Source organism: Streptomyces sp. NPDC002817 (assembly GCF_053592055.1).
The window spans coordinates 287,113-306,773 of sequence record NZ_JBSFUY010000001.1 but is presented as its reverse complement, the minus strand read 5'-3'; the positions used below and the strand labels follow the sequence as shown (position 1 = coordinate 306,773).

Sequence of the window (19,661 nt, the reverse complement as noted above, 5' to 3'; positions counted from 1 at the left end):
TCTTCCTGCGCTTCCTCGCGCACGGAGGGTACTGAGATGTGCTGAGGGTTTTGTGCTACTTCATTACTTCTTGTACGACTCTACTGGTGCGCCGGAACCGGCTCGGCCTCGAGTTCGGGCGCCCGTCCCGCGAGCCGCTCGCGCCAGGCGGCGAGGACGGCCTCGTCGGTCGCGGGGGTGGCCAGGGAGACGACCACGTACACGGCGAGGGAGGACAGCAGTCCGTAGTAGACGGGCTCGTTGGCGAGGATGCCGTAGCCGGCCATCAGCCCGATCACGGCCAGTCCGCCGACGATGACGGAGGCGAGGGCGCCGTACACCGTGCCGCGCCGCCACAGCAGTCCGCCGAGGATCGGGACGAGGAGACCGCCGACGAGCAGGTTGTACGCCACCGTCAGCGCCTCGACGACGTTGTCGATCGCGATGGCCGTACCGATGACGGCGATGCCCATGATCAGGATGAAGGCGCGGTTGCCCCTGACCTCGTCGTGATCGTCCCGGTCAGGCCGTACGGCTCCCCGCAGCCGGGACCAGATGTCGTTGTTGGCCACGGTCGCGCAGGCGATCAGCGCGCCGGAGGACGTCGACATGACGGCCGCGAGCGCGGCGGCGAGCACCAGCCCCCGGACACCGACCGGGAGTTCGTCCTTGACGATGGTCGCGAAGGCGTCGTCCGCACTCGCCAGGTTCGGGTAGAGCACCTTGGCCGCGGTGCCGATGACGGCGCCGGCGAGGGCGTAGACGAGACAGTAGGTGCCCGCGACCGTGCCGCCCCACTTGGCCGTCCTGTCGCTGCGGGCGGTGAAGACGCGCTGCCAGATGTCCTGCCCGATGAGCATGCCGAAGGTGTAGATCAGCACGTAGGTGAAGATCGTCTCGCCGCCGATGCCCAGCGGGTCGAAGTACTCGGTGGGCAGCTCGGCCTTCATCTCGCTGAAGCCACCGGCCTTGACGACGGCGATGGGCAGCAGCAGGAGCAGCACGCCGATGGTCTTCACCACGAACTGCACCATGTCGGTGAGGGTGATCGACCACATGCCGCCGAGCGTCGAGTAGGCGACGACGATCGAGCCGCCGAGGACGATCGCGACGGTCCGGTTCACGTCGAAGAGGACATCGAAGATCGTGGCGTACGCGATGGTCGAGGTGACCGCGAGCATGAGGGTGTACGCCCACATGACCACGCCGGAGATGACGCCGGCCCGGCCGCCGTAGCGCAGGTCGAGCATCTCGGAGACGGTGTAGACCTTGAGGCGGGCGATGCGCGCGGAGAAGAAGACGGAGAGGGCGAGGAGTCCGAGGCCGATGGTGAAGACCATCCAGGCGCCGGACAGTCCGTACCGGTAGCCCAGCCCCACGCCGCCGATGGTGGACGCGCCGCCGAGGACGATGGCGGCCATGGTCCCGGAGTACATGGCGGGCCCGAGCCGCCGCCCGGCGACGAGGAACTCGCTCTTGGACTTGGCGCGGCGCATGCCCCACCAGCCCATGGCCAGCATGCCGGCCAGGTAGATGACGATCACTGTGTAGTCGACGGCCACTGGGCCCTCCTTCGCGCGTTCTCGCCGGCGGGTGTCGAGCATTGACACTAGGTGGCCGGAAAGCGGCCGCGAAGTGTAGGTTTCATCTATTCGAGCCGCGCCGCATGGAGGAAATGCACACCATGCCGGATCCCTCCGTTCCGCCCACTCCCCCCGTGCCCCTCGCGGCCCTCCTGGCCCGTGAGGACCTCGCCCTGCGGCAGATCGCGGGCCCCTCCGATCCCGCCACGGTGATCCACTGGGCGCACACCTCGGAGATGGCGGACCCGTACCCCTATCTGCTGGGCGGCGAGCTGCTGCTGACGGCCGGCGTCCATGTCCCGGAAGCGGCGGGCTCGGGGGCGTACTTCGACGACTACGTCTCCCGGATCGTGGCCGCGGGCGGCGCGGCCCTCGGTTTCGGCGTGGCCCCGGTCCACGACACGGTGCCGCGGGCGCTGGTGGAGGCCTGCGACGCCTACGAGCTCCCGCTCATCGAGGTCCCGCCCCGGACCACCTTCTCCGGCGTGGCCCGCGCGGTCTGGCAGCTCATGGCCCAGGCCCGCCTCGCCGAGCTGCGCCGCGTGACGGAGGCCCAGCAGAGCCTGGCGGCGGCCGCCTCACGACCGGGCCCGGTGCCTGCGGTGCTGCGGCAGCTGGCCCAGCGGGTGAGCGGACGGGCGGTGCTGTACGGACCGGAGGGAACGGAGACCGCCTCGGCGGGACGGCCCCCCGAAGCCGCCGTGAACAGCGCTCTCGCGCATCTGGCACAGGTCGTCACCAGCCGCTCCTCCGCCACGGCCACCGACACCGTCGCCGACACCCACCTCGCCGCCTACGCCCTCGGTGCCGGCCAGGGGTTCGTGCTCGGGGTCGCCTCGCCCCAGGGTGTTCCCGGCGACCACACCATCGCCTCCGTCGCCGCCGTGCTGCTCTCCCTGCTCACCGGCGAGCACCAGAGCGGTTCGGGGGCGGCGCGGTCGTCCGCGCTGGTACGGCTGCTGCTGGGCGCCCCGCCGGAGGATGTGGCCGTGCTGCTGGGGGCCGAGCGGTGGGTCGTCGTGCACGCCCGTCCCGACGCGCACGCGCCCGACGCCGTCGCCGCCTCCGCGCTGGGCGCCGCGCTCGGCTCACCGCTCGTCGACCTCGCGCAGGACGTCGTACGCGTCCTCGTCCCGGCCGACCGCGAGGCACCACCACAGCCCGGCTGGACCCTGGGCGTCAGCGCGCCGGCGAGCCCGCACGAGTGGCCGGCCGCGGACACCCAGGCCGCCCGTGCCCTCGCCCGCGCCCGGGCGACCCGCAGCGGACTCGTCCGCCACGGCGCCCGTCCCGGCCTCTCCGCCCTCGTCCCGCACGACGAGGCCGAGGCACACGCGCGTGCCCTCCTCGCGCCCATCGCGGACACCCCGGCCCTCACCGACACCCTGCGCACCTGGCTGTCCCTGCACGGAAGTTGGGACCGCACCGCCGTGGCGCTGGCCGTGCACCGCAACACCGTCCGCCAGCGCGTCGCCCGCTGCGCGTCCCTACTGGACACGGACCTGGACGACCCCGACGTACGCATGGAGTTGTGGTTCGCACTACGACAGTGACCCGCGTCCCAGCGTCCGGTACATCCGGCACGCCCGCAGCCGCCTGCCTCACAATGGACACCATGCCGATACCCGGGACTCCCAGCCGCGCCGAGCTCGTCGACCACCTCGTACGGACCCGCATCGCGGGCGATGTCGCGACGCCCCGCGAGAACAACCTCTCCCACTACCGCCAGCTGGCGAACGGCGTCCGCAACTTCTGGCTCGGCCTGGAGCTCGGCGACCGCTGGACCGACGAGCAGGACGTGCTCGCGGTGATGGCGGAGCGGGTGGGTGTCAACGACGACCCGGAATACCGGTACGGCCAGGACACCATCGACCCCGAGCTGACCGTGGACGGCCTCGACCGCATGGCGGCACGGCTGCGCAAGGCCGCCGACGGCCAGCAGCGCGTCCTGTTCGCCACCGGCCACCCGGGCGGCCTCCTCGAAGTGCACCACTCCACCGCCGCCGCGCTGCGGACCGCCGGCTGCGAGATCGTCGTCATCCCGGAGGGACTGCAGACGGACGAGGGCTACGTCATGCAGTTCGCGGACGTGGCGGTCCTGGAGCACGGCGCCACGCTGTGGCACACCCACTCCGGCGAGCCGATGAAGGCGATCCTCACCGGACTCGAGCGTGAGGGCCGTCCGCTGCCGGACCTGGTGGTCGCGGACCACGGGTGGGCGGGTTACGCGGGTCAGCACGGCGTCGACTCCGTCGGTTACGCCGACTGCAACGACCCGGCGCTCTTCCTCGCCGAGGCCGAGGGCACCGTCCAGGTGACGGTCCCCCTCGACGACCACGTCCTCAGTCCTCGCTACTACGACCCGCTGACGGCATACCTTCTGGCGGAGGCAGGCCTGGCGTAGGCGTCGGGTCCAGGTACACCCGGCTCACTCCCGGGAACACCGCCCGCAGCCGCTGCTCGGCCCGCTCGCAGGCCCACTCGATCTCGGCCGCCGTGGAGACGTCCCGGAAGTCCACCTTGGCGGCGACGAGGGCCTCGCGCGGACCCTGAACGAGGGTCGTCAGTTCGAGTACGGCCTCGATCTCCGCCACGGCCAGCAGCTCGGCCCGGATCCGCTCCCGCATCGGCCCGGGGAGCGGCCGGCCGATGAGGAGCTCGGCGTTGGAGCGGCCTAGGACCCACGCCACGTAGAGCAGCAGCAGACCGATGAGCAGCGAGGCGATGCCGTCCCAGACGCCGGAGCCGGTGAGCTGGCCGCCGAGCAGTCCGCCGGCGGCGAGCACGAGTCCGATGAGCGCGGCGGAGTCCTCGAGGACCACGGCCTTCACCGCGGTGTCGGGGGTGTGCCGCAGATAGGTCTTCACCGGCGCCCGGAAGCGGGCCGCCTCGCCGCGTGCCTGCTTCAGTCCCGTGCGCAGCGAATAGCCCTCCAGCAGGAAGGCGACGCCCAGCACGACGTACGACACCAGCGGGTCGCCGAGTTCCTCGCCCGCGACGAGGGTGTGGATCCCGTCGTAGAGCGAGAAGACCGCGCCGCCGACGAAGGTGGCGACGGCGGCGAGCATCGCCCAGATGTACCGCTCGGGCCCGTAGCCCAGCGGATGCTCCTCGTCGGCGGGTTTCTCGCTCCGTTTGAGGGCGGTGAGGAGCAGTACCTCGGTGACGGTGTCGGCGACCGAGTGGGCCGCTTCCGACAGCATCGCGCTCGATCCGCTGATGACACCGGCCGCGGCCTTGGCGACCGCGATCCCGAGATTGGCGACGGCGGCGACGACGACCGTGAAGGTCGACTCGCCGCCGCCGTGTTGATCCGCTGAGTCCACTGAGTCCGCTGCTTGCGCCATGCCCCTCAGTGTTGCCGATCAGTGCTGCCGGGGTGCGCGGACGACGCCTTCCTGGATCACCGAGATGGCGAGCCGTCCGTCCTGTGTGTAGATGCGGGCCTGGCCGAGACCTCGGCCGCCGTACGCGGACGGCGACTCCTGGTCGTACAGGAGCCACTCGTCGGCGCGGAAGGGCCGGTGGAACCACATCGCGTGGTCGAGGGAGGCGCCCACGACGTCGCCGACCGCCCAGCCGCCGCGGCCGTGCGCGAGCAGGACCGAGTCGAGGAGGGTCATGTCGGAGACGTAGGTGGCGAGGACGACGTGCAGCAGGGGTTCGTCGACAGCGCCGCCCAGCTTGCCGTTGGTGCGGAACCAGACCTGGGAGTGCGGTTCGCGGGGCTCGCCGAACTTTCCGTACGGCGGCTCGTCGACGTAGCGCAGGTCGATCGCCTCGCGGGCCTCGAGGAACTTCTCGATGACGTCCGGGGCGATGTGGTCGTAGCCGCGCAGCCGCTCCTGCGAGGTGGGGAGGGTGGCCGGGTCGGGGGCGGCCGGGATCGGGATCTGGTGGTCGAAGCCTTCCTCGTGCTTCTGGAAGGACGCCGACAGGGCGAATATGGGCTGCCCGTGCTGCACCGCGACCACGCGGCGGGTGGTGAAGGAGCGGCCGTCGTTCATGCGGTCGACCGTGTACACGATGGGGGCGCCCGGGTCCCCCATGCGCAGGAAGTACGCGTGGAGGGAGTGGGCGAGGCGGTCCTCGGGGACCGTCCGCCCCGCGGCGACGAGCGCCTGCGCCGCGACCTGCCCGCCGAAGACACGGGGGACGATGGCGGGCCGGGACCGGCCACGGAAGATGTTCTCCTCGATCTGCTCGAGGTCGAGCAGATCGAGGAGATCCTGTAGTGCCTGACTCATGCAGTCATTTCTACTGGTCAGTAATTTCGGGAGCCTTACAGGCCCATGTCCTTGGCGATGATCGTCTTCATGATCTCGCTGGTGCCGCCGTAGATGCGGTTGACGCGGTTGTCCGCGTACAGGCGGGCGATCGGGTACTCGTTCATGAAGCCGTAGCCGCCGTGCAGCTGGAGGCAGCGGTCGATCACACGGTGGGCGACCTCGGTGGCGAACAGCTTGGCGCTGGCGGCCTCGGCGGGGGTCAGCTCGCCCGCGTCCAGGGCCTCCAGGGCGCGGTCCACGACGGCCTCGGCCGCGTCCACCTCGGCCTGGCAGGCGGCCAGCTCGAACTTGGTGTTCTGGAACGAGGCGACGGACTTGCCGAAGACGGTGCGCTCCTGGACGTACTCCTTGGCGAACCGGACGGCGGCCTTGGCCTGCGCGTAGGCGCCGAAGGCGATGCCCCAGCGCTCGGAGGCGAGGTTGTGACCGAGGTAGTAGAAGCCCTTGTTCTCCTCGCCGAGGAGGTCCTCGACGGGGACCTTCACGTCGACGAACGCCAGCTCGGCGGTGTCGGAGGTCTTCAGGCCGAGCTTGTCCAGCTTCCGCCCGATCGAGTAGCCCTCGGACTTGGTGTCCACGGCGAACAGGGAGATACCGAAGCGGCGGTCCTCGGCCGTGGGCGCGGAGGTGCGGGCGCAGACGATCACCCGGTCGGCGTGGACGCCGCCGGTGATGAAGGTCTTGGAGCCGTTGAGGACGTAGTGCGTGCCGTCTTCCGACAGCTTGGCGGTGGTCTTCATGCCCGCGAGGTCGGAGCCGGTGCCCGGCTCGGTCATGGCGAGGGCCCACATCTCCTCGGCGGAGACGAACTTCGGCAGGAAGCGCTTCTTCTGCTCGTCGGTGGCGAGCATCTTGATGTACGGCAGTCCGAGCAGGACGTGCACACCGGAGCCGCCGAACTGCACACCCGCGCGCGCGGTCTCCTCGTACATCACCGCCTCGAACTTGTACGAGTCGATGCCGGCGCCACCGAACTCCTCGTCGACGCGGATACCGAAGACGCCGAGCTCGGCGAGCTTGTAGTAGAAGTCGCGCGGCGCCTGGCCGGCTGCGAACCACTCGTCGTAGACGGGGACGACCTCGGCCTCGATGAAGGCCCGCAGGGTCTCCCGGAACGCCTCGTGATCCTCGTTGAACACCGTACGGCGCACCGCCGCCACCCTCTCTGCGCCTAAACCGGCGCCGCTCTCGCGTACGTGGTTGCTCGCCGTGGGGGTTGCTCGATTGATGGCTGCGGCCCACCCTTGGCTAAGCGCTTGCTCATATCCAACCGTACCGGCCGGTAGCGAGAGGCGCCAGAGGCGCACCCCCGTAACGCTCGTCACGCCGTCTCAGCGGTACCGGACGAGCAGCGGCTCTTCGGTGATCCGTACGGCGTCCTCGGGGGCGGTCTCGCGGGCGGTGCCGTCGAGGTGCTCGACTCGGTACGCGCCCGCGCCCGCCGGGACGTCCGCGGCGCCGGAAAGGGTCCAGCGGATGCGGACGGGACCGGGGGTCAGGGCCTCGCACTGCCAGACGTTCTCGGGCAGCCCGATCTCCGGGCCGCGACCGCAGGAACGGATCTCGGCGTGGGCGAGCCACCGCTGGAGCCGCTCGACATGGCGGCCGGCCTTGGTGGGGGCCTGGCCCTCGGCCTGGACGACAAGAGGGATCTTGCTGTTCCCCCAGGCGTAGAAGTACATCCGCTCCACGATCCTGGAGTACAGCCCCGTCAGATAGAAGCGGACCGCGTGGTTCGCCGCGGTGTCCGGGTCCAGCGGGTCGTTCAGCTGGATCATCTGCGTGGTCCCCGTGCTCCACAGCGGCAGGTGGTACCCCGCGAGCTGGAAGGTCCGTTCGACCTTCCGGACGATCTCCAGCATGGTCTCCGGCGGATCGGTGACGCCGCGCTGGAAGAGGTTGACGGCCGCCGCGTCGCAGTACTGGTACGCGCCCGCCTCGGCGAAGCGGAGCAGGTACGCGTGCGACGCGTCGTCCCACAGATCGGTGACCGAGGGACAGACCACGGTCGCGTCCGGGCGGTGCCGCCGGATGATGCGGCTCGCGCGCCGCGTCATCTCGACGAGCGTCTCCACGCTGCCGTTGTAGTGGTGCCCGTGATTGGCCGTGATCCACGGCTCGTACGCGTCGATACGGTGACCCGCGTGCCGCACCACCGCCTGGACGAAGGCGTCCCAGTCGGCCAGGTCGTCCGGCGGGGCGGCCCGGCAGTCCTCCCGGTACGCGGCCTTGCGGCCGTTCGGGGCGGCCCAGCCGGGCGTACCGCCGAAGACGAAGGTCACCGGCAGGCCCTGCCGTTCGGCGCCGTCGAGCAGCCGGTCGAGGGTGGAGAAGTCGAACACGCCCCGCGCGGGCTCCAGTTGGGACCAGCGGGTCTCGCTGTCCCACAACCGCACCGCGCCCACCCGGAACGACGGCATGACCCCGCTGAAACTGTTCATCGTCACACCGAACATCTCGGGGGCGACCGGCAACGGCGCCTGGGCCCAGCTCTCCGCCCCGGCCGGCACGGCGAACGCGGCGGACGCGACAGGCGCGGCGGACGCGGCCGCGGGGAGACCGGAATCCGCCCCCTGCCCCGTCACTGCCTCCCAGTACCGCAGCAGGTCGTTGAGCTCGGCCGGCCCCGCCCCGCACTCCTTGGCGAACCGCAGGACGATGTCGTAGTCCCCCGGCACCCCCAGGCCGGTGCAGTACCGGTGCAGGGTGGAGCCGCTGATGAAGATCCGCTGTCCCAGTACCCGGTAGCTGAGCCCGCTGCGGTCCTTCAGGGCTCGCAGCGCGGCGGCCAACTCCCGTCCGCTCATGGCACCCACCCCCGTGACGGCCTCCTCCACCCTCCCAGGCTTGTCCCGACACGTCTGCGTCATTCCTGGTCATCGGTGTGACGGATGTCCCACGCCGAGACGGGACGTGCTCCCCCTGGCCATCGGGGCGGCCGACTCGGCACCATGATCGCACCGGGCCGACAGGGAGGGGATGCCGGTCCGGCTCTGCTTCACCGACCGGGTCGTGGCCGTTCACGCGACGACCTGACCCGCCGTGCGGAGGGCGAGCCACCCATCGCCCCCCGCACGGCGGGTCACTCCGTCCCCGCCGCCGCGAACGCCCCCCGGGCCATGCGATGCAGCAGCTCGGCCGTGGCACCGCGGCCCGGCAGGGACCCCGGGCGGCCGAGGTGCGGGGTCGAGTTCAGCAGACCGAACACCGAGTGCACCGCCGAGCGGGCCGTGGGTTCCGTCAGGACCGGGTACACCTCGCGCACCACCTCCACCCACAGCTCGACGTACTGCCGCTGAAGCTGGCGTACGAGCTTGCGGTCGCTGTCCCTCAGCCGGTCCAGCTCCCGGTCGTGGAGCGTGATCAGGGGCCGGTCGTCCAGGGCGAAGTCGATGTGGCCCTCGACCAGCGAGTCGAGGACGTCCTCCGCCGAGCCCCCGTCGACCTCCGCCAGCCGGTGCCTCGCGCCCCTGAGCAGCTGCTCGCTGATCCCCACCAGCAGCTCGGCGAGCATCGCGTCCTTGCCCGCGAAGTGGCGGTACAGCCCGGGTCCGCTGATGCCGACCGCGGCGCCTATCTCGTCCACGCCGACGCCGTGGAAGCCACGCTCGGCAAAGAGTCGAGCGGCTTCCTTGAGGATCTGCTCGCGGCGGGTGGGGGCGTCGGTTCTGGTGGCCATGGAAGCAATTCTAGACAGGGAGGTTAGCGCTCGTTAACCTGAAGGGCATTCGTTAACGCTCATTAACAAGGTGAGGGGATCGCGGGATGCATCAGGCACCGGAGCTGCACAGCGCGGCGGACCCCGCGTCGGAGGCCTGGCGGGCCAATGAGCGGGGCCACCGAAAGCTCGTCGAGGAGCTGCGCGACAAGCTCGCCGCCGCCCGGCTCGGCGGCGGCGAGAAGGCACGGGCCCGGCACACCGCGCGCGGCAAGCTGCTGCCCCGGGACCGGGTCGACCACCTCCTCGATCCCGGTTCCCCCTTCCTGGAGCTCGCCCCCCTCGCCGCCGACGGGATGTACGAGGGCCAGGCCCCGGCCGCCGGTGTCATCGCCGGGATCGGGCGGGTCAGCGGGCGCGAGTGCGTGATCGTCGCCAATGACGCGACCGTCAAGGGCGGCACGTACTACCCGATGACCGTGAAGAAGCATCTGCGGGCCCAGGAGGTCGCCCTCGAGAACCGGCTACCCTGTCTCTATCTCGTGGACTCCGGGGGTGCCTTCCTGCCGATGCAGGACGAGGTCTTCCCGGACCGTGAGCACTTCGGGCGGATCTTCTTCAACCAGGCCCGGATGTCCGGGGCGGGCATTCCGCAGATCGCCGCCGTCCTCGGGTCCTGCACCGCCGGCGGGGCGTACGTGCCCGCCATGAGCGACGAGGCGGTCATCGTCCGGAACCAGGGGACGATCTTCCTCGGCGGACCTCCGCTGGTGAAGGCCGCCACCGGTGAGGTGGTCACCGCCGAGGAGCTGGGCGGCGGCGAGGTGCACTCCCGGATCTCCGGTGTCACCGACCACCTCGCCGAGGACGACGCCCACGCCCTGCGCATCGTGCGGAACATCGCCGCGACCCTGCCCCCGCGGGGCCCGACGCCCTGGTCCGTGGAGCCGGCGGAGGAACCCAAGGCCGACCCGTACGGGCTGTACGGCGCCGTCCCCGTCGACTCCCGCACCCCCTACGACGTCCGCGAGATCATCGCCCGCGTCGCCGACGGCTCCCGCTTCTCGGAGTTCAAGGCCGAGTTCGGCCAGACCCTGGTCACCGGCTTCGCCCGGATCCACGGCCACCCGGTCGGCATCGTCGCCAACAACGGCATCCTCTTCTCCGAGTCCGCCCAGAAGGGCGCCCACTTCATCGAGCTGTGCGACCAGCGCGGCATCCCGCTGCTCTTCCTCCAGAACATCTCCGGCTTCATGGTCGGCAAGGACTACGAGGCGGGCGGCATCGCCAAGCACGGCGCCAAGATGGTCACGGCCGTCGCCTGCACGCGCGTGCCCAAGCTGACCGTCGTCGTCGGCGGGTCGTACGGCGCCGGGAACTACTCCATGTGCGGCCGGGCCTACTCCCCCCGCTTCCTGTGGATGTGGCCCAACGCCAAGATCTCGGTCATGGGCGGCGAGCAGGCCGCCTCGGTCCTCGCGACCGTCAAGCGGGACCAGCTGGAGGCGCGCGGCGAGGAATGGGCCGCCGCGGAGGAAGAGACCTTCAAGGACCCGATCCGTGCGCAGTACGAGCGTCAGGGGAACGCTTACTACGCGACGGCCCGCCTGTGGGACGACGGGGTCATCGATCCCCTGGAGACCCGTCAGGTGCTGGGACTGGCCCTGACCGCCTGCGCCAACGCGCCGCTGGGTGACCCCCAGTTCGGCGTCTTCCGGATGTGAGGGACTTCAAGACGATGTTCGACACAGTGCTTGTCGCCAACCGGGGCGAGATCGCGGTCCGCGTCATCCGCACCCTGCGCTCGATGGGGGTGCGCAGCGTCGCCGTCTTCTCCGACGCGGACGCCGACGCCCGGCACGTCCGGGAGGCCGACACCGCCGTACGGATCGGTCCGGCCCCGGCGTCCGAGAGCTATCTCTCCGTCGAGCGGCTGCTGGAGGCGGCCGCCCGGACCGGCGCCCAGGCCGTGCACCCCGGGTACGGCTTCCTCGCGGAGAACGCCGCCTTCGCGCGCGCCTGCGCCGACGCGGGGCTGGTCTTCATCGGGCCGCCCGCCGACGCCATCGCCCTCATGGGCGACAAGATCCGCGCCAAGGAGACGGTCGAGGCGGCGGGCGTCCCCGTGGTCCCCGGCGGCCGTGACCCCGAACTGTCGGAAGCCGCCCGCGCCCTGGGCGCCCCGGTCCTGCTGAAGCCCTCCGCCGGCGGTGGCGGCAAGGGCATGCGCCTGGTCCGGGACCTCGACCTCCTGGACGACGAGATCGCCGCCGCCCGCCGCGAGGCCCGCACCTCCTTCGGCGACGACACCCTCCTGGTCGAGCGCTGGGTCGACCGGCCCCGGCACATCGAGATCCAGGTCCTGGCGGACGGCCACGGCAACGTGGTACACCTCGGCGAACGCGAGTGCTCCCTCCAGCGCCGCCACCAGAAGATCATCGAGGAGGCGCCCTCCGTCCTCCTGGACGACAAGACCCGCGCCGCGATGGGCGAGGCGGCGGTCCAGGCGGCCCGCTCCTGCGGCTACCGGGGCGCCGGCACGGTGGAGTTCATCGTGCCGGGCGGCGATCCCTCGTCGTACTACTTCATGGAGATGAACACCCGCCTCCAGGTGGAACACCCGGTGACGGAGCTCATCACCGGCCTCGACCTGGTGGAGTGGCAGCTGCGGGTCGCGGCGGGCGAACCACTCCCCTACGAGCAGGACGACATCACGCTCACCGGGCACGCCATCGAGGCACGCATCTGCGCGGAGGACCCCTCCCGCGGGTTCCTCCCCTCCGGCGGCACGGTCCTCAGGCTGTCCGAGCCCCAGGGCGACGGCGTCCGCACCGACTCCGGGCTCAGCGAGGGCACCGAGGTCGGCAGCCTGTACGACCCGATGCTGAGCAAGGTGATCGCGTACGGCCCCGACCGCGCGACCGCGATCCGCAAGCTCCGGGCCGCCCTCGCCGGGACCGTCACGCTGGGCGTGCAGACGAACGCCGGGTTCCTGCGGCGGCTGCTGGGCCATCCGGCGGTCGTGGCGGGCGAGTTGGACACCGGGTTGGTGGAGCGGGAGGTGGCGGGGCTCGTCGCGGTCGACGTGCCGGAGGAGGTGTACGAGGCGGCGGCGGCGGTACGGCTGGACGCGCTGCGCCCGCGGGGCGACGGCTGGACGGACCCGTTCTCGGTGCCGAGCGGCTGGCGCCTGGGCGGGACCCCGAAGCCCGTCGGTTTCCACCTGCGGGTGCAGGACCCGGTGGAGTACGCCCCGCGCGGCACCGCCACCGTCACGGAGGACCGGGTCTGCGTCACCCTCGACGGCGTACGCCACACCTTCCACCGGGCCGCCGACTGGGTGGGCCGCGACGGCGACGCCTGGCACGTGCGCGACCACGACCCGGTGGCCGCCTCGCTCACCGGGTCCGCGCACGCGGGCGCCGACTCGCTCACCGCGCCCATGCCGGGGACGGTGACGGTGGTGAAGGTCGCCGTGGGGGACGAAGTGACCGCGGGACAGAGCCTGCTGGTGGTGGAGGCGATGAAGATGGAGCACGTCATCTCCGCCCCGCACGCGGGCACGGTCGCCGAACTGGACGTGGCACCGGGCTCGACGGTCGCCATGGACCAGGTGCTCGCAGTGATCGCACCTCACGAGGAGGCGGCGGAATGACACACTCCCTGGCACTGCCCATGGCCGTACCGGAGAAGGGCCTGCCCACCCGGGTCCGTATCCACGAGGTCGGCGCGCGCGACGGCCTGCAGAACGAGAAGGGCACCGTCCCGACGCGGGTCAAGGCGGAGTTCGTCCGCCGCCTCGCCGACGCGGGCCTGACGACGATCGAGGCCACCAGCTTCGTCCACCCGAAGTGGGTGCCCCAACTGGCCGACGCGGAGGAGCTGTTCCCGCAGATCGCCGACCTTCCGGTGGACCTCCCGGTCCTGGTGCCGAACGAACGCGGCCTGGACCGCGCCCTGGCACTGAAGGCGACCCGCGTCGCCGTCTTCGCGAGCGCCAGCGAGTCCTTCGCCAAGGCCAACCTCAACCGCACGATGGACGCGGCGCTGTCGATGTTCGCGCCGGTGGTGACGCGGGCGAAGGAGGCCGGCGTCCATGTCCGCGGCTATCTGTCGATGTGCTTCGGCGACCCGTGGGAGGGCCCGGTCCCCGTCCCGCAGGTGGTGGACGTCTGCCGGACGCTGCTGGACATGGGCTGCGACGAGCTGAGCCTGGGCGACACGATCGGCGTGGCGACGCCGGGCCACGTCCGGGCCCTGCTGACCGAACTGACCGGCCACGGTGTCCCCGTGGAGCTCCTGGGCGTGCACTTCCACGACACCTACGGCCAGGCCCTCGCCAACACCTACGCCGCCCTCCAGCACGGCGTCACCACGGTCGACGCCTCCGCGGGCGGCCTCGGCGGCTGCCCGTACGCCAAGTCCGCCACCGGCAATCTCGCCACCGAAGACCTCGTGTGGATGCTGCGCGGACTCGGCATCGACACCGGAGTCGACCTCGACCGTCTCGTCGCCACCAGCGTCTGGATGGCCGAACAACTGGGCCGACCCAGCCCGTCCCGCACCGTACGAGCCCTGTCCCACAAGGAGCAGTGACCGCGATGGACCACCGACTCTCCCCCGAACTCGAAGAACTCCGCCGCACGGTCGAGGCGTTCGCGCACGACGTCGTGGCGCCGAAGATCGGCGAGTACTACGAGCACCACGAGTTCCCGTACGAGATCGTCCGCGAGATGGGCCGCATGGGCCTGTTCGGCCTGCCCTTCCCGGAGGAGTACGGCGGCATGGGCGGCGACTACCTGGCGCTGGGCGTGGTGTTGGAGGAACTGGCCCGGGTCGACTCCTCGGTCGCCATCACCCTGGAGGCGGGGGTGTCGCTGGGCGCCATGCCGCTCCACCTCTACGGAACCGAGGCACAGAAGCGGGAGTGGCTCCCCCGGCTCTGCTCCGGCGAGATCCTGGGCGCGTTCGGCCTGACGGAGCCGGACGGCGGCAGTGACGCGGGGGCGACGCGGACGACGGCCCGGCTGGACCCGGAGACGGACGAGTGGGTGATCAACGGCACGAAGTGCTTCATCACCAACTCGGGCACGGACATCACGGGTCTGGTGACCGTGACGGCGGTGACGGGCCGCAAGCCGGACGGCAAGCCGCTGATCTCCTCGATCATCGTCCCGTCGGGCACCCCCGGCTTCACGGTGGCGGCCCCCTACTCCAAGGTCGGCTGGAACGCCTCGGACACCCGCGAGCTGTCCTTCGCGGACGTCCGGGTCCCCGCGGCGAACCTTCTGGGCGAACAGGGCCGTGGGTACGCCCAGTTCCTGCGCATCCTCGACGAGGGCCGCATCGCGATCGCGGCGCTGGCGACGGGGCTGGCGCAGGGCTGTGTGGACGAGTCGGTGAAGTACGCGAAGGAGCGGCACGCCTTCGGCCGGCCGATCGGTGCGAACCAGGCCATCCAGTTCAAGATCGCCGACATGGAGATGAAGGCCCACACGGCCCGCCTCACCTGGCGCGACGCGGCCTCCCGCCTGGTCTCGGGCGAGCCCTTCAAGAAGGAGGCGGCCCTCGCGAAGCTCTACTCGTCGACGATCGCGGTGGACAACGCCCGGGACGCCACTCAGGTCCATGGCGGCTATGGCTTCATGAACGAATACCCGGTGGCCCGCATGTGGCGGGACTCCAAGATCCTGGAGATCGGGGAGGGCACGAGCGAGGTGCAGCGCATGCTGATCGCGCGGGAGTTGGGGCTGGTGGGCTGAGCGCGGGCCGACCCGCCGAGGGCGGGTCGGCATCGCCCTACCCGCCCAGGCGCCGCCGCACCCGCCGGACCTGACGGTTGTCGCCGACCGCGTCCAGGAACCGGCGGCCCCTGCCGGCCTCGTGGGCCGGGCCCTCCAGCCGCAGCAGGGCGCCGTCGCGGACCTCGGCGTACGCGACCGGGGTGGCCGCCTTCGGGAGGGTGACCGGGTGGCGTCCGTCGGGGAGCTTCCCGAGGCTTGCGGGCAGGCGCAGCCGTGCCGTTCCGTCGGCGCCGGGAAGCAGTTCGGCCACGATCGTCAGGGTGGACACGGTGACCTCGACGGGCAGCGGGGCGCCGGGCACCGCCGCCATGTACGGCAGTCCGAGCGACCGCCGCGCGCGCGCGGGGTTCGCGGCGACGAGGTCTGCCGTGTCGGGACCGAGCCGGCGCTGACGCTGGTCCACGTCGAGGGCGAGCTGCCCCTTGACCGTCCAGTACGGCAGGGACAGCCGCCCGCCGGTCAACGCCGGCCCCACGGCCGGGACGCCCGGCTCGCCGTCCCCGGTGACGCGCAGTATCCGCTCGACGCCCAGCAGCTGGACGTACGCCCACACGTCGTGGACCCCGCGTTGCAGCGGCCGGCCACCGGCCAGCCGCTCCGGGTCGAGGCACAGCCGCCCGGACGCGACAAGCCGGGACCGCCCCTCTCCGAGCGGCCTCAGCCGCACCTCCAGTTCGCCCTCCGGGTACCACCAGTCCTCACGGTCCCGGTCCTTGACGACCAGCTCCGCGTACGCCAGCCGGAAGGGGTCACGGACCTCCCGGCCGTCCTGAGTTCCCGGGACGCCGTCCAGCAGCGCGGGGTCCAGCCACTGCTTGCCGTCCCGCGCGACGAGGACGAGCGGCTCGCCGTCGCCGCGCAGCAGGTCGAGCGTGACGTCGCCGACGAGGCGGCCGTCCTCCCACCGCAGTGCACCGACGCGGCTGCGGGCCCTGATGTCGCGGATCCGCTCGGCGAGGGCCTGCGCCCCGGCGAAGTCACCGCCCTCGAGCAGCTCGGCCCGCAGCCGGGACACGGCGGGCAGGCCTTCCCGCACGGCCGCCGGAAACTCCGCCAGCGCGAGTTCCCGGGCCGCCTCGAACCGCTGCCGCTGCTCGGCCGGGTCCTCGCGCAGGATCTCGGGCTCACGGGCCCTGGAGAGGATCTCGATGTGGTAGAGGCGGTGCAGCAGCCGGTTCTGGAGGGCGTCGATGTCGCCGGAGGGGGTGGTCCCGTCCTTGATCTGACGGACGACGGTGCGGCAGTTGGACCAGAATCCGTGCCGGGGGTTGAACCGGTGCTGGGTGTTGTTGCCGCCGTCGTCCCGCTTCATCCAGTAGTAGGAGGGGTAGTCGGCGAGGACCGAGATCCGCTCCGCCTTGAGATAGGCGGCGCTGACGAAGAGAAGGTCCTCCAGAATCCAAGGCCCCTCGGGGAACCGCAGCCCGTGCTCCTCAGCGAAGGCCCGCCGGAACATCTTGTGCGGCGACATGCTCTGCATGAGCTCGTCGTTCTCGATCGTGCAGGCGTCCACCGTGTGCCGGAACAGCCGCCTGGGTCGCACTATCGTGCTGGACATCTTGCCGATCACCACGTCGGCGTCGTTCCGCTTCGCGTGCTCGTACAGCCGCTCCAGGGCCTCGGGCCCGAGCGTGTCGTCGTGGTCGACGAACTGGATGTACTCACCCTTGGCATGCCGTATGCCGTGGTTGCGCGGGGCCCCCGGCCATCCCGAGTTCGGCCGGGTGTGCACCTGAACGTTCGGATGGGCGGCCGCGATCTTCTCCAGTCGGCCCAGGGTGTCGTCCGTCGAACCGTCGTCGACGTAGATGACCTCGTACTCATCGGCGGGGAGGCTCTGTCCCAGCAGCGAGGGCGCGCACTCGTCGAGGTATTTCCCGGTGTTGTAGACCGGGACGATGACGCTGACCTTGGTTCTCAGCATCCCCGGACTTTACTGCGGATCGAGGTTCGGTCCGTGGACGGTGGGGCCCGGGAGCGGCGGCGCCTCCGGCATCTCCTGACCAGGAGTCAAAGCCGCACAACAGGCATTGATTTCAAGGGAGTTGGGTCGCACGGACCCCGACAGTCCACGCCACAGGACCCTCACAGCTTCCGATCGAAGGGGCCCGACCCCTGGACAAGATCTGAGGTTAGGCTAACCTACATTCGAACTTGTCCGGCGGGCGATCCGCCCCGTTCGAAAGCAGCCACACACATGTCCAACGCCAGAGCCACTCACCTCACCCGCCGCGGCATCCTCGCCGCGGGCGGCGCCCTCGGCCTCGGTGCCGTGCTCGCAGCCTGCGGCGACGACGACGCGAAAAGCGGTGGCTCTGACACGGAGACGACCGCCGCGAAGAAGTCCGGCCCCTGGACGTTCAAGGACGACCGTGGCACCGAGGTGAAGCTCGACAAGATCCCCGCGAACATCGTCGCGTTCACCGGTGTCGCCGCCGCGCTGTACGACTACGGCATCTCGGTCAAGGGCGTCTTCGGCCCGACCAAGACCACCGACGGCAAGGCCGACGTGCAGGCCGGCGACATGGACATCTCCAAGGTCGAGATCCTCGGCAACGTGTGGGACCAGTTCAACGTCGAGAAGTACGCCGCCCTCGCCCCGGACGTCCTCATCACCACGATGTTCGACGACGCCGGCACCCTCTGGTACGTCCCCGCGGCCTCCGCTGACAAGATCGCCAAGCTCGCCCCGAGCGTCGGCATCTCCGTCTACGACCGCCAGATCACCGAGCCGCTCCAGCGCGTGTGGGAGCTCGCGGAGTCGCTGGGCGCCGACATGACGGCCGCCTCGGTCACCGACGCCAAGAAGAAGTTCGAGGCCGCGGCCACCCGGCTGCGCGCCGCCGCGAAGGCGAAGCCCGAGATCAAGGTGCTGGCCGGTTCCGCCAGCCAGGACATCTTCTACGTCTCCGGCACCAACCTCTCCATCGACCTGGAGTACTTCAAGGCCCTCGGCGTGAACTTCGTCGAGCCCTCGGAGAAGGCCAAGGCGAAGGGTGGCGGCTGGTACGAGAGCCTGAGCTGGGAGAACGTCGACAAGTACAAGGCCGACATCATCATGATGGACGACCGGTCCGCGACGATCCAGCCGGCCGACATCACCGAGGCCACGTGGAAGAAGCTGCCCGCCGTGAAGGCGGGGCAGGTCATCTCCCGTTCGCCCGAGCCGATCCTGTCGTACGACAAGGTCACGCCGCTGCTCGAGACCCTCGCCGAGGCTCTTGAGAACGCGAAGAAGGTCAGCTGAAAAACGGGGCTTGATGTAGTGGGTGAGCTGCGGGCCGGTTGCGGCTGGTCGCGCAGTTCCCCGCGCCCCTGAAAGACGTCAACCTCGCCCCCTGATCAGGAGCGCACCCATGACCACCGCCGTTGCCGCCCCGTTCCGTTTCTTCAGCCTCCAGGTCGTGAGAACGCGGTCACTCGGGCCGTCGCTGGTCCGGGTCACCTTCGCCGGGGACGAGTTGCGGGAGTTCTACTCCAACGGGTGCGACCAGTCACTGTCGTTGTTCCTGCCGCACCCGGGACAGATCGAGCCCGCGGTGCCGATCGAGCTCGGTGACGGCTGGTGGCAGGCGTGGCGAGAACTCCCCGATGACGTACGGGCCGTGATGCGGTCGTACACACTTCGCCAGTTGAGGCGCGACCCCGACGAGATCGACATCGACTTCGTCCTGCACGGCGTGGAGCCCGACGCCGCCACCCCGGCCGGCCCCGCCTCCCGCTGGGCCTCCCGTGCCGCCGCCGGGGACCGCGTCCTGCTGCTCGGCCCCGCCGTCGCCGACAACCGGGCGATCCGGTTCCGGCCCGCCGAGGACACCGACCTGGTCGTCATCTGGGGTGACGAGACCGCCGTACCCGCCGCCTCGGCGATCGTCGAGTCGCTGCCCGCCGGAACCCGTGCCCGGGTCTGGCTGGAGGTGCAGCACGCCGGGGACATCCAGGATCTGGTGACCGAGGCCGACGCCGAGGTCACCTGGCTCGTGCGGGACCACCAGGAGCTTGGCGCCGAGAGCTCCCCCATGGCCCTCGGCGCCATTCGCGACGCCCAACTCCCGCCTGCCGAGCGCCCGTACGTCTGGATCGCCGGCGAGTCCAGCCACATCAAGGCGCTGCGCCGGCACTTCGTGGGCGAGCGGGGCATCGACCGCCGCAGCGTCACCTTCGTCGGCTACTGGCGTCAGGGACTGACCGAGGAGCAGCTCCGCGCCGCGGAGTGACCCACCGAGCGACACCCACCGCTGTACGCCCAACTCCCCTGCGTACGGCGGTGACTGCTGTGCCGGCAGGGCCGACTGCGGCCGGAGTGACCGTAGTCACGGCTGATGCCGCGTTTACCTTGAGTTACTTA

Annotated in this window: 15 protein-coding genes; 8 read left to right on the top strand and 7 right to left on the bottom strand. The window is 70.9% G+C overall.

The annotated features are described in order from the left end of the window. Positions 1–80 precede the first annotated feature (80 nt). Positions 81–1,541, bottom strand: coding sequence for a sodium:solute symporter (locus tag ACWD3I_RS01390; RefSeq protein ID WP_365400440.1), 1,461 nt, complete (start codon positions 1,539–1,541; stop codon positions 81–83). A 122-nt stretch (positions 1,542–1,663) separates the two neighbouring features. Between ACWD3I_RS01390 and ACWD3I_RS01385 the strand changes: the two genes are divergently transcribed. After that, a complete protein-coding gene (locus tag ACWD3I_RS01385; RefSeq protein ID WP_365400437.1) occupies positions 1,664–3,115 on the top strand; it encodes a PucR family transcriptional regulator in 1,452 nt (483 codons plus the stop codon). A gap of 62 nt (positions 3,116–3,177) precedes the next feature. Beyond that, positions 3,178–3,966 carry a phosphatase gene (locus ACWD3I_RS01380; RefSeq protein ID WP_266892062.1) on the top strand — a complete coding sequence of 263 codons (789 nt, stop codon included), beginning with the start codon at positions 3,178–3,180 and terminating at the stop codon, positions 3,964–3,966. On the opposite strand, the gene ACWD3I_RS01375 is transcribed toward ACWD3I_RS01380, so the two are convergent. From ACWD3I_RS01375 to ACWD3I_RS01355, 5 genes are all read right to left on the bottom strand, one after another. Beyond that, positions 3,905–4,909 (bottom strand): cation diffusion facilitator family transporter, encoded by a 1,005-nt coding sequence (locus ACWD3I_RS01375; RefSeq protein WP_365400433.1) that lies wholly within the window; start codon positions 4,907–4,909, stop codon positions 3,905–3,907. The genes ACWD3I_RS01380 and ACWD3I_RS01375 overlap by 62 nt on opposite strands. 18 nt (positions 4,910–4,927) lie before the next feature. Continuing rightward, positions 4,928–5,809 carry an acyl-CoA thioesterase gene (locus ACWD3I_RS01370; protein WP_365400430.1) on the bottom strand — a complete coding sequence of 294 codons (882 nt, stop codon included), beginning with the start codon at positions 5,807–5,809 and terminating at the stop codon, positions 4,928–4,930. Positions 5,810–5,844: 35 nt separating this feature from the next. Next, on the bottom strand, positions 5,845–7,002 hold the full coding sequence (locus ACWD3I_RS01365) for an acyl-CoA dehydrogenase family protein (protein WP_365400427.1): 1,158 nt from the start codon (positions 7,000–7,002) through the stop codon (positions 5,845–5,847). Positions 7,003–7,182: 180 nt separating this feature from the next. Further along, positions 7,183–8,658 carry a helix-turn-helix domain-containing protein gene (locus ACWD3I_RS01360; RefSeq protein WP_365400424.1) on the bottom strand — a complete coding sequence of 492 codons (1,476 nt, stop codon included), beginning with the start codon at positions 8,656–8,658 and terminating at the stop codon, positions 7,183–7,185. Positions 8,659–8,933: 275 nt separating this feature from the next. Then, entirely contained in the window at positions 8,934–9,530 is a 597-nt protein-coding gene (locus ACWD3I_RS01355) for an SACE_7040 family transcriptional regulator (RefSeq protein WP_361539276.1), read from the bottom strand. An 86-nt stretch (positions 9,531–9,616) separates the two neighbouring features. On the opposite strand from ACWD3I_RS01355, the gene ACWD3I_RS01350 reads away from it, so the two are divergent. From ACWD3I_RS01350 to ACWD3I_RS01335, 4 genes are read left to right on the top strand one after another with little or no spacing between them, the layout of a single operon-like run. Further along, positions 9,617–11,233 carry a carboxyl transferase domain-containing protein gene (locus ACWD3I_RS01350; RefSeq protein ID WP_365400421.1) on the top strand — a complete coding sequence of 539 codons (1,617 nt, stop codon included), beginning with the start codon at positions 9,617–9,619 and terminating at the stop codon, positions 11,231–11,233. A gap of 14 nt (positions 11,234–11,247) precedes the next feature. Continuing rightward, positions 11,248–13,164 (top strand): acetyl/propionyl/methylcrotonyl-CoA carboxylase subunit alpha, encoded by a 1,917-nt coding sequence (locus ACWD3I_RS01345; protein ID WP_365400418.1) that lies wholly within the window; start codon positions 11,248–11,250, stop codon positions 13,162–13,164. A gap of 8 nt (positions 13,165–13,172) precedes the next feature. Next, entirely contained in the window at positions 13,173–14,105 is a 933-nt protein-coding gene (locus tag ACWD3I_RS01340) for a hydroxymethylglutaryl-CoA lyase (protein ID WP_451084020.1), read from the top strand. A 5-nt stretch (positions 14,106–14,110) separates the two neighbouring features. After that, positions 14,111–15,271 carry an acyl-CoA dehydrogenase family protein gene (locus tag ACWD3I_RS01335; RefSeq protein WP_365400412.1) on the top strand — a complete coding sequence of 387 codons (1,161 nt, stop codon included), beginning with the start codon at positions 14,111–14,113 and terminating at the stop codon, positions 15,269–15,271. A 37-nt stretch (positions 15,272–15,308) separates the two neighbouring features. Here ACWD3I_RS01335 and ACWD3I_RS01330 read toward each other — a convergent pair whose 3' ends face one another. Beyond that, positions 15,309–17,237 (bottom strand): glycosyltransferase family 2 protein, encoded by a 1,929-nt coding sequence (locus tag ACWD3I_RS01330; protein ID WP_365400409.1) that lies wholly within the window; start codon positions 17,235–17,237, stop codon positions 15,309–15,311. A 273-nt stretch (positions 17,238–17,510) separates the two neighbouring features. Between ACWD3I_RS01330 and ACWD3I_RS01325 the strand changes: the two genes are divergently transcribed. Then, positions 17,511–18,560, top strand: coding sequence for an ABC transporter substrate-binding protein (locus tag ACWD3I_RS01325; protein ID WP_171145565.1), 1,050 nt, complete (start codon positions 17,511–17,513; stop codon positions 18,558–18,560). Positions 18,561–18,669: 109 nt separating this feature from the next. Beyond that, positions 18,670–19,530 carry a siderophore-interacting protein gene (locus tag ACWD3I_RS01320; RefSeq protein WP_365400406.1) on the top strand — a complete coding sequence of 287 codons (861 nt, stop codon included), beginning with the start codon at positions 18,670–18,672 and terminating at the stop codon, positions 19,528–19,530. Positions 19,531–19,661: the final 131 nt, after the last annotated feature.